We start from the raw sequence: 10,512 nt of genomic DNA, 5'->3' as shown, positions 1-10,512 counted from the left end.
AACTCTGCACCTGTCACTCTGCGCAACTTCAACGCACTCTCAACGTGTTATAGTGAAAAACCGGTTAACATCACGCCCGTTCACTGGCTCAGCGCTGACATAGCCGATCGACTAAAACATTAGTGCACCTGCTATTTTTCCTGCGTAATCACCATAAGCAACGAAACTTAACGCAACATTAAATTTGCAGTGTTTACTCAGCCAACTTCTTCAGCGTTTAGGGTTGATTGATAATTGTGCAGAGCGCGGTATGACAAAAAGCAGGGCTGCCGTTGAGATTTTTACACGCTGATTTTTCTGGATATGGCGCGCAATTTTTTCTGCAACTCGCTGAAAATATTGATTTTAAATACCTCACTCGCCGGATATCAGGTAGGTTACTCGCAGATGAATTACGTCATGTGAGAAGGAGGAGAATATGATGCTGGTAATGGTGACGCTGCTGTCGCTGGCGACGGGCAGTTTTATTAACGTTGTGGTGTACCGGCTGCCACGACACATCGCCGGGGCGGCCACGTTCACTTCCCTGCTGGCTCCCTCCTCCTGCTGCATACACTGTGAACGCGCCCTGCGCTGGTATGACATGATCCCGGTGCTGAGCTGGCTGCTGCTGCGCGGCCGGTGTCGCGATTGCTATGGCCCTATCAGCTGTCGTTATCCGGTTACCGAGGCCGCGACGTCGCTGATCGCCCTGCTGCTGATGCAGCTGCTGCCCGCGGACAGCCGCCTGATTGCCGCACTGCTGCTGGCATGGTCACTGCTGGCGCTTTCGCTTATCGATATGACGCATCTACTGCTGCCGGATGCGATTACGCTGCCGCTGCTCTGGCTTGGCCTGCTACTGCATGCCGGTGATGCGATGCCCGGTACGCTTCGTGATGCCGTTACCGGCGCAGCGGCCGGGTATAGCGTGATTCGCTTTACCGGCTGGTGCTATCAGCTGCTGAGAAATCAGCCCGGCATCGGACTGGGGGATGCAAAATTAATGGCAGCGCTGGGTGCCTGGCTTGGCTGGACGTCGCTGCCGGCGCTGCTGCTTATCGCCTGCGGCAGCGCGCTGATTTTTGTGATCTTTATCAAACCCTACTGTTTTCAGCGGCCAGACCGCCCTGTTCCGTTTGGTCCGTGGCTTTCACTGGCGGGTATAAGTCTCTTTATTCATTCAATAATTTAAAGCTGGCTATTTTAGCGGAGAAATAACAGCGGCCAGTTTCTGTCCAACGTTATGATTCGTATATGAAAAGAATAAACAATTCTACACAAAATTAATCATTGTGATGTGAGGCAAAAGGCTCTATATTGGCCGCGCTTTTTACATTACTGATACTTTTTTGTTCAATTAGTCAATCGGCCAGCCACTGCGAGCCCCGGTTGAAGGAGAGATATGATGACGGATAAAGTCCGTATTGATAATTTTGGTGCCAGCTCATTCAACGGAAACAACGACGCATTCTTAGCCCGTCAGGCTGAGTTTGAATCAAACGTCAGGAGTTACCCGCGCAAATTGCCTTTAGCCATCGCTAAAGCCAGCGGCGTGTGGATTACGGATGTTGAGAATAAGCAATATCTTGACTGTCTGGCTGGCGCAGGGACGCTGGCACTTGGTCATAACCATCCTGATGTTCTGCAGAGCATCCAAAATGTCATTACCAGCGGCTTGCCGTTACATACTCTTGATCTGACCACACCGCTGAAAGATCAATTCTCTGAATCTCTGCTTTCTCTGCTGCCAGGCCAGGGCAAAGAGTATTGCCTGCAGTTCACCGGCCCATCCGGCGCGGACGCCGTTGAAGCTGCGCTGAAGCTGGCGAAAAAAGTCACCGGCCGCAGCGGTATTATCAGTTTCTCAGGCGGCTATCACGGCATGACGCACGGCGCGCTCGCGGTGACCGGCAACCTGTCGCCAAAAGAAGCGGTTAACGGCATGATGCCGGAAGTGCAGTTTATGCCTTATCCGCACCAGTACCGCTGCCCGCTGGGTATCGGTGGCGACGCAGGCGTGAAAGCGCTGACCTACTACTTCGATAACCTGATCAATGACGTAGAAAGCGGCGTGCGCAAGCCGGCAGCCGTTATTCTGGAAGCGGTCCAAGGTGAAGGCGGCGTGAACCCGGCACCGGCAGAGTGGCTGCAGCGCATTCGCAAAGTCACGCAGGAGCACGGCATCCTGCTTATTCTGGATGAAGTTCAGGCAGGCTTTGCCCGCACCGGCAAATTCTTCGCCTTTGAACACGCCGGCATTGAGCCGGACATCATCGTGATGTCAAAAGCGGTTGGCGGTGGCCTGCCTCTCGCTGTGCTGGGCATTAAAAAGCAGTTTGATGCCTGGTCACCAGGACACCATACCGGTACTTTCCGCGGCAATCAGCTGGCGATGGCGACTGGTCTGGCTACCCTGAAAGTGCTGATCGAGCAGAATATTGCTGCCAAAGTTGCGGAACAGGGTGAATGGCTGAAAGCACAGCTGGCAGAGATGCAGCAGCGCTTCCCGGTTATCGGTCATATTCGCGGCATGGGCATGATGATCGGTATCGAAATCGTTAAGCCTGATGAGCCAGCCGATCACATGGGCAGCTTCCCGGCAGATGGCGAGCTTTCTGCGCTGCTGCAGAAGAAATGCTTCGAAGCGGGCCTGATTCTGGAGCGCGGCGGCCGTCACGGTTCTGTCCTGCGCCTGCTGCCGTCCCTGCTTATCACAAACGAAGAGCTGGCTGTATTCCTGGATAAATTTGAGCAGGCGCTGCTGGGCGCTGGCGTCAAACCTGTTTGACTGGAAAAGTAAATGAGTGAAGTGAACCCGATTCTGGCCGGCTCTGCGCAGAGCATTGAGGCGTATCAGCAGGCGATTGCCCAGAGCAGCGCCGCGGTTGTGCAGTGGCTGCAACAGCCTGAGATGTATCAGGGCAAAACGGTTGCCGAACTGCGCGAGCGAATTGCGCTTGACTTCAATCCTGACGGCCTGGGTAACCAGGCCGCGATTGAGCGCGCAATTGAGTATTTCCTGAAAGACAGCCTGTCAGTGCACCACCCGCAGTGTGTGGCGCATCTGCACTGCCCAAGCCTGGTGGTAAGCCAGGCCGCTGAAGTTCTGATCAACGCCACAAACCAGAGCATGGATTCCTGGGATCAGAGCCCATCAGCGACCATCATTGAGGTCAAACTCATTGAATGGCTGCGTGCTCAGGTGGGTTACGCTGCCGGCGACGCGGGCGTCTTTACCAGCGGCGGCACCCAGAGCAATCTGATGGGCCTGATGCTGGCGCGTGATGCCTTCTTTGCCCGCCAGGGACATTCGGTGCAGCAGGATGGCATCACCGGCGATCTGCGTAAGATGAAAGTGTTCTGCTCTGAAAATGCGCACTTCTCCGTACAGAAGAACATGGCGCTGCTCGGCCACGGCTATCAGTCAGTGGTTCAGGTGAAGTCGGATGACTTTGCGCGCATGGACGTCAACGATCTGCAGGCCAAACTGGCGCAGGCTGAAGCGAATGGCGAACAGGTACTGGCGATTGTTGCTACGGCGGGTACCACTGACGCAGGCGCTATCGATCCGCTGCGCGAAATTGCTGCCATTGCTGCTGAACGTAACATCTGGGTGCACGTGGATGCGGCATGGGGCGGCGCGCTGCTGCTGTCAGAGAAGTATCGCCACTATCTGGATGGCCTGGAAATGGTGGACTCCGTTACCCTGGACTTCCATAAGCAATATTTCCAGACCATCAGCTGCGGCGCATTTCTGCTGAAGGATGCGCGTCACTATGAACTGATGCGTTATCAGGCGGCTTACCTGAATTCTGAGTTTGATGAAGAGGCGGGCGTACCAAACCTGGTCTCTAAATCGCTGCAGACCACGCGTCGCTTCGATGCGCTGAAGCTGTGGATGGGTCTGGAAGCGCTGGGTCAGAAACAGTATGCGGCAATTATCGACCACGGCGTCACGCTGGCGCAGGAAGTGGCGCAGTATGTTGAAGCGACACCGCGCCTGGAGCTGGTGATGCAGCCGCAGCTGGCAAGCGTGCTGTTCCGCTATCGTCCGCAGCAGCTCACCGATATCGCGCAGATTGCCCTGTTTAATCAGCGCATCGGCGATGTGCTGCTGGAGTCGGGCCGCGCTAACGTAGGCGTGACCGAAAATCAGGGTGTGACCTGCCTGAAGCTGACGCTGCTGAATCCGACCGTGACGCTGGATGATATCAAGCTGCTGCTGGCTCTGGTGGAAAAAACCGCCGATCAGCTGCTGAGCGCCTGATTCTCCGGCTGACATCAGGCCGGCAACCTTCACGGGTTGCCGGCTTTTTTTATGCCAGATTTTCCGTGCCGCTGCCACGCGCGATCACGCCCGCCTCCAGCAGACAGCCTCTCAGCGCGCCAAACGCATCCTGACACTGACGCTCGTCAACGCAGGCATATCCCAGCAGTAAACCGCGTTTCTCCTGCGGATGCATATAATACTGCGACAGCGCACGCACCTTCACGCCGCGCCTGAGCGCCAGCGCAGCTATCGCCACGTCATCACACCCCTGCGGCAGCGGCAGTACCAGATGCAGACCCGCCTGATAGTTCACCGCAGGCATAAACGCCTCCCCAAGATAGCGGGAGATAGCCCGGTCAGAAACTGCCGCCGCTGGCTGTAAAGCTTGCGCATGCGGCGGATATGCGCCATGTAATGCCCTTTCTGAATAAACTCTGCCAGCGCACGCTGGATCAGCAGGTGACCGCCCCGGTATAGCTCCGCTGCCGCCAGCCGCAGCGGCTGTGCCAGCGCTTTTGGCACCACCAGATAGCCCAGCCGCAGCGCCGGATAGAGCGTTTTAGAGAACGTGCCCATATAGATAACCGGTGCATCCGCCTCAAAGCCCTGCAGCGACGGAAACGGCTGGCCGGAAAAACGAAATTCACTGTCGTAGTCATCTTCCACCAGCCAGCTTTTATGTTTTCGCGCAAAATCAAGCAGCTGCCTGCGACGCTCCAGGCTAAGATGTACGCCCAGCGGATACTGGTGTGACGGTGTCACAAATATCATTTTTGGCGGTTTACTGCGCGACGTCAGATCTGGAATGATGCCCTGCTCATCCACCGCTTTCGCCTGGATTTTAAGGCCGTTGATGCGCAGCAAATTACGCGTTCCCCAGTAGCCCGGCTCCTCGATCCAGACCGGATCCCCCGCGTCGCACAGCACGCGCGTCACCAGATCCACCGCCTGATGCACACCCTCGGTAATAATAATCTGGTCGGCGTCCGCCCGTACCGAACGCGCCACGCTGAGATACTCCGCCAGCGCCTGACGCAGCAGCGGACAGCCTCCGCTGCTGCTGTAGATCAGCCGCTCTATCTCCGGATCGCGGTTCAGCCGCGCCTGGATCTGACTGAACAGCTTATGCGGAAACTGACGCACATCGGGCGCGCCCGGAACAAATGCGCCCCACTGCCACGGTGAGGCGTTGGCGTGGCCGAGCAGGGTTGCCCCCCGTCGCGACAGCGCAGCAGGTTTTGTCAACGCGGCAGCAGGCTCAGGAACGCGCTGCGGGCTGTTCAGACACCCCTCAGGCAGCGTTTCAGCAATCCAGGTGCCGCTGCCGGTGCGCGCCGTGACGTATCCCTGCGCAATGAGATTTTCATAGACGTTCAGCACCGTATTACGCGATACCGCCAGCTCGCGTGCCAGATCGCGCGTGGCGGGCAGGCGCGAGGCGCGCGGGAAAATACCTTCAGCAATCGCCTGCTGCATGCAGATAAGCAGGCGCTGCTGCAGCGTGCCCTCTGCAACAAATTGCAGACGTTCCAGAACATGATCGGCATACAAACTCCGCAATTGGCTCCATCCTTTTTCGTTGAATTGGCTCTGGCAACCTGTGCCGCTGCAGGCATAAATAAGCGTGTTTGTCGTGATTTGTAAAGAAGCTTATCGCTAAGGAAAGGTTATGGAAGGTAAAAACAGCCAGCTGCAACAACGTAAAGATGACGCCCTGCCACGCGGCACCGGCAACCTGTGCCCGTGGTTTGTTGAGCAGGCGGAAAACGCCACGCTGCGCGACACTGAAGGTAATAGCTGGATCGACTTTGCCGGCGGTATTGCGGTTCTGAACACCGGCCATCGCCATCCGCGCGTCGTGCAGGCCATCAAAGATCAGTTAGAGAAGTTTACCCATACCGCTTTCCAGGTCACGCCTTATGAGAACTATGTTGCGCTGGCGGAACGCATTAACGATCTGGTTCCTATCGCCGGTAAAGTGAAAACCGCGTTTTTCAGCACCGGTGCTGAAGCGGTAGAGAATGCCGTTAAGGTTGCGCGCGCCGCCACGCGGCGTCACGGTATCATCACCTTTGGCAATGCGTTTCATGGCCGCACCTTTATGACCATGGCGATGACCGGCAAAGTGGCTCCCTATAAGCGCGACTTTGGCCCGATGCCCGCCTCCGTATTCCACGCCCGTTATCCAAACAGCGTCACCGGCATCACCACAGCAGATGCGCTGGCAAGTCTGGATGACCTCTTTACGCAGGATATCGCCCCGCAGGATGTGGCCGCGATCGTGCTGGAGCCGGTCCAGGGCGAAGGTGGCTTCCATATCGCCCCCCCTGAATTTATGACGCAGCTGCGCGCGCTGGCCGATCGGCACGGCATTCTGCTGATTGCTGATGAAGTACAAAGCGGATTTGGCCGCACCGGAAAAATCTTTGCCATGGAACACTATGGCGTGGAGCCGGACCTTATCACTATGGCAAAAAGCCTCGCCGGCGGTATGCCGCTCTCCGCCGTCAGCGGACGAGCAGAAATTATGGATGCGCCCGGTCCCGGCGGCCTGGGGGGAACCTATGCCGGTAACCCTCTCTCTATTGCGGCAGCGCACGCGGTGCTGGATGTCATCGCCGAAGAGCAGCTCTGCGAACGCTCCGTACAGCTTGGCGCTGCGCTGACCGAATTTCTGCAGGGAGTACGCGCCACGCAGCCTGCTATTACCGATATCCGCGCGCTGGGTTCCATGGTGGCCGTGGAGTTTGCTGATGCGCAGAGTGCACAGGCGCTGCAGCAGCAGGCGATGGCGCAGGGGCTGCTGCTGCTGATCTGCGGACCGCAGGGTAACGTCATCCGCTTCCTCTATCCGCTGACGATTCCGGACGCGCAGTTCCGTCAGGCGCTCGATATTCTCGGCGGTCTGCTCACTCCGCAGCGTTAAACCGCGCTGCACCTCAGGCCTGTCCGCTGCAGGCCTGACTTGTCCACCTTCACGCCAGGCGGCGCTGTACGTCGCCTGAGAGACGATTCGGAGAAAAAACTATGACTGCTCAGAATGCCGACGTACTGGCACCAGGCCTGAAGCCGCGCCACGTGAGGATGCTATCTATTGCCGGCGTTATCGGGGCCGGCCTGTTTGTCGGATCCGGTCACGCCATCGCCGAAGCGGGACCGGCGGTGCTGCTCGCCTATATTGCCGCCGGTACGCTGGTGGTGCTGATTATGCGCATGCTGGCTGAAATGGCCGTCGCCTCGCCTGATTCCGGCTCTTTTTCCACCTATGCTGATAAATCGCTGGGGCGCTGGGCCGGTTTTACCATCGGCTGGCTCTACTGGTGGTTCTGGGTGCTGGTGATCCCGCTTGAAGCTAACGCCGCCGGCACTATCCTGCACGGCTGGTTTCCGCAGGTAGACGTCTGGGAATATACACTGGCGATTACGGCGTTTCTGACCATCAGTAATCTGTTCAGCGTGAAAAACTATGGCGAGTTTGAGTTCTGGTTTGCCCTGCTGAAGGTGGTAGCAATCGTCGGCTTCCTGGTCGCCGGTAGCCTGGCGGTATTTGGCCTGCTGCCCGGCAGCAATACGCAGGGGATCTCACATCTCTGGGATACCAAAGGCTTTATGCCAAACGGAATCAGCGCCGTACTGGCGGCTATTCTGACCACGATGTTCTCTTTCATGGGCACGGAGATTGTCACCATTGCCGCAGCGGAGTCGCGTGAACCGAAAAAGCAGATCACCCAGGCGACTAACTCCGTCATCTGGCGTATCGCGCTGTTTTATCTGCTGTCAATTTTCCTGGTGATTTCGCTGGTGCCGTGGAACAGTCCGGCGCTGATGAAGAACGGTTCTTATCAGACCGCTATGGAGATAATGAACATCCCGCACGCGCGTCTGATTGTCGATATTGTGGTACTGATTGCCGTCTGCAGCTGCCTGAACTCTGCGCTCTATACCGCCTCGCGTATGCTGTTTTCGCTGTCGCGCCGTCAGGATGCCCCCGCGGCCGCATCACGCACCACGCGCAGCGGTACCCCATGGGTTGCGGTATTGCTCTCAACCGCAGCGGCGTTTCTGGCGGTATTTGCCAACTACGTGGCACCCAGCGCCGTCTTTGAGTTCCTGCTGGCCAGCTCCGGAGCCATTGCGCTGCTGGTCTATCTGGTTATTGCAGCCTCTCACCTGGTGCTGCGTAAAAAGCGCGAGGCGCGTGGTGAGGTCCTGAGCTACCGCATGTGGCTCTTCCCGGGACTCACCTGGGCAACCATTGTGTTTATCATCGGCGTGCTGGGCTCCATGCTGTTTAATCAGCAGCATCGCCCGGAGATCATCGCAACCGCTATTCTGACGCTGCTGGTGCTGGCTGCCAGCCGGCTGGTACACCGCAAACGCGCGGCACGCCGCCACGCCAGAATGGTCGCCGTTCGTTCCTGAGTCACAGTGCCGGGCAGGGATGCCCGGTTTCAGTATACGTCGATGCTGATGGCTGACTCCGGCACATCAATTTTCACCACGCAGTGCGTCCAGACGGGCTGGCCCGGTGACAGTTCATGCTCAATGAAATAGTGCTGAAACGCTCTCAGCGCCTCCGTCAGGTCGCCTACGGCACGCGCATCAGGCTCAAACCAGTCAGGTTCGCCCTGCTCATCCAGATAGTTAAACTGATACTGTCCCCCCTCCTCATCAGCAAACAGTTCAGCCTGTACCGTCAGCTGACGTGCGTTCTCAGGCCCGCAGCTATAAATAATCTGTCCGATGCGGCGATAGAGATCTTCATATTGCATATTTTTTATTCCCGCGCGTGGATGGCGACACTGCACCACCCGTTAAGGTTGACTTTCTGCCGCATGCCCTGACAATGGCAGCGCCAGTTTTAGCCGTTTATAAAGGGAGTTTACCATAGCCTGTTTATCGCGTTTTCATCTGACAGCGCTGCTGCGCACCGCTGCGCTGGCGCTGCTACTGGCAGGCTGTGCCGGTACCCCCCCGAAGTCGCTGGTGACGCCGCTGCCGCTGCCGCCCGCGGCAAAGCCGCCGGTAACGCCTGCTCCGGACGCCCGGCGCGTGCCGATGCGCGGCGTATGGCTCACCACCGTTTCGCGCCTCGACTGGCCGCCAGTGACATCGGTGACGGCTGCACCCGCTGAGCGTGTGCGTCTGCAGCAGGCGTCGCTTATCGCAAAACTGGACCAGTTAAAGCAGCTCGGGATCAACACAGTGTTTTTCCAGGTCAAGCCTGACGGTACCGCGCTCTGGTCCTCAAAGATCCTGCCGTGGTCCGATACCCTGACCGGCCATATCGGAGAGTATCCCGGCTACGATCCGCTGGCGTTTCTGCTGAAAGAAGCCCATCAGCGTGGCATAAAAGTGCACGCCTGGTTTAACCCCTATCGCGTCTCGACTAACGTCAAACCCGGCACCCTGCGCGAACTACAGCGTACGCTGGCGCAGCAGCCTGCCAGCGTCTATGTGCTGCATCCTGACTGGATCCGCACTGCCAGCGACCGGCTGGTACTGGACCCGGGTATTCCCGCCGCACGCGACTGGATCACCAGCATCGTGGCTGAAGTTGTTTCGCACTACGCCGTGGATGGCGTGCAGTTTGACGACTATTTCTACACGGAAACCACGGCCTCTCCTCTGAATGACAGCGCGACTTTTCGGCAATATGGCGCCGGTTTTACCACTAAAGCTGACTGGCGGCGCAATAACACGCTACAGCTGATTGAACAGGTTTCCCGCACGATTAAAAAAGTGCGGCCCGGCGTGGCGTTTGGCGTCAGTCCGGCTGGAGTATGGCGCAATCTCTCTCACGACCCGGCGGGTTCCGATACGCGCGGGGCAGCCGCCTACGACGAGGCCTACGCCGATACGCGCCTCTGGGTTCAGCGTGGTCTGCTGGATTATATCGCGCCGCAGCTTTACTGGCCGTTTGCCCGCGCAGCAGCGCGCTATGACGTGCTGACCCGCTGGTGGGCGGACGTGGTCCGTCCGACGCCGGTGCAGCTCTACATTGGCGTTGCGCTCTATAAAGTGGGCGTGGCGTCTAAAATGGAGCCCGACTGGACGCGTCAGAATGGGGTACCCGAACTGCAAAAGCAGATTGAGCTGAATGAGTCGCTGCCGGATGTGGATGGCACCATTCTCTTCCGGGAAGGGTATCTGTCGCAGCCGCAGACGCAGGAGGCCGTGCGCTATCTGCAGAACCGCTGGAAAAGCCGCGACTGACCCGCATCAATCCGCTATCATCAGCGCCCGTTAGCCCGATTAGG

Annotated in this window: 7 protein-coding genes and 1 pseudogene; 6 read left to right on the top strand and 2 right to left on the bottom strand. The window is 57.8% G+C overall.

Going from position 1 to position 10,512, the window contains the following annotated elements:
- The first annotated feature begins 418 nt into the window (after nucleotides 1-418).
- The 3 genes from LAC65_RS16970 to LAC65_RS16960 all read left to right on the top strand — a co-directional run bounded on the left by LAC65_RS16970 (nucleotide 419) and on the right by LAC65_RS16960 (nucleotide 4,249).
- On the top strand, nucleotides 419-1,174 hold the full coding sequence (locus LAC65_RS16970) for a prepilin peptidase (RefSeq protein ID WP_040113470.1): 756 nt from the start codon (nucleotides 419-421) through the stop codon (nucleotides 1,172-1,174).
- Between the two features lie 213 nt (nucleotides 1,175-1,387).
- Nucleotides 1,388-2,770, top strand: a complete 1,383-nt coding sequence (locus tag LAC65_RS16965; protein ID WP_040113469.1) for a diaminobutyrate--2-oxoglutarate transaminase — start codon at nucleotides 1,388-1,390, stop codon at nucleotides 2,768-2,770.
- Between the two features lie 12 nt (nucleotides 2,771-2,782).
- Nucleotides 2,783-4,249, top strand: a complete 1,467-nt coding sequence (locus LAC65_RS16960; protein WP_040113468.1) for a pyridoxal phosphate-dependent decarboxylase family protein — start codon at nucleotides 2,783-2,785, stop codon at nucleotides 4,247-4,249.
- Between the two features lie 49 nt (nucleotides 4,250-4,298).
- Here the strand turns inward: LAC65_RS16960 and pdxR are convergent.
- A pseudogene (gene pdxR, locus LAC65_RS16955) lies at nucleotides 4,299-5,812 on the bottom strand (MocR-like pyridoxine biosynthesis transcription factor PdxR).
- Between the two features lie 109 nt (nucleotides 5,813-5,921).
- Between pdxR and gabT the strand changes: the two are divergent.
- Together gabT and gabP are read left to right on the top strand one after the other, a co-directional pair.
- A complete protein-coding gene (gene gabT / locus LAC65_RS16950; protein WP_040113467.1) occupies nucleotides 5,922-7,178 on the top strand; it encodes a 4-aminobutyrate--2-oxoglutarate transaminase in 1,257 nt (418 codons plus the stop codon).
- Nucleotides 7,179-7,279: 101 nt separating this feature from the next.
- Nucleotides 7,280-8,674 (top strand): GABA permease, encoded by a 1,395-nt coding sequence (gene gabP, locus LAC65_RS16945; RefSeq protein WP_071668316.1) that lies wholly within the window; start codon nucleotides 7,280-7,282, stop codon nucleotides 8,672-8,674.
- A gap of 29 nt (nucleotides 8,675-8,703) precedes the next feature.
- Here the strand turns inward: gabP and LAC65_RS16940 are convergent, their stop codons facing one another.
- Nucleotides 8,704-9,024 (bottom strand): hypothetical protein, encoded by a 321-nt coding sequence (locus tag LAC65_RS16940; RefSeq protein ID WP_040113465.1) that lies wholly within the window; start codon nucleotides 9,022-9,024, stop codon nucleotides 8,704-8,706.
- Between the two features lie 115 nt (nucleotides 9,025-9,139).
- Here LAC65_RS16940 and LAC65_RS16935 point away from each other — a divergent pair, with 115 nt between their 5' ends.
- Nucleotides 9,140-10,468 (top strand): glycoside hydrolase family 10-like protein, encoded by a 1,329-nt coding sequence (locus tag LAC65_RS16935; RefSeq protein WP_052246547.1) that lies wholly within the window; start codon nucleotides 9,140-9,142, stop codon nucleotides 10,466-10,468.
- Nucleotides 10,469-10,512: the final 44 nt, after the last annotated feature.

The sequence above is a fragment of the Pantoea eucrina genome, from assembly GCF_020079945.1.
GTDB classification, from domain to species: domain Bacteria; phylum Pseudomonadota; class Gammaproteobacteria; order Enterobacterales; family Enterobacteriaceae; genus Pantoea; species Pantoea eucrina.
Note: the sequence above shows the minus strand (reverse complement) of the source record. Positions and strands in the feature narration are given on the sequence as shown.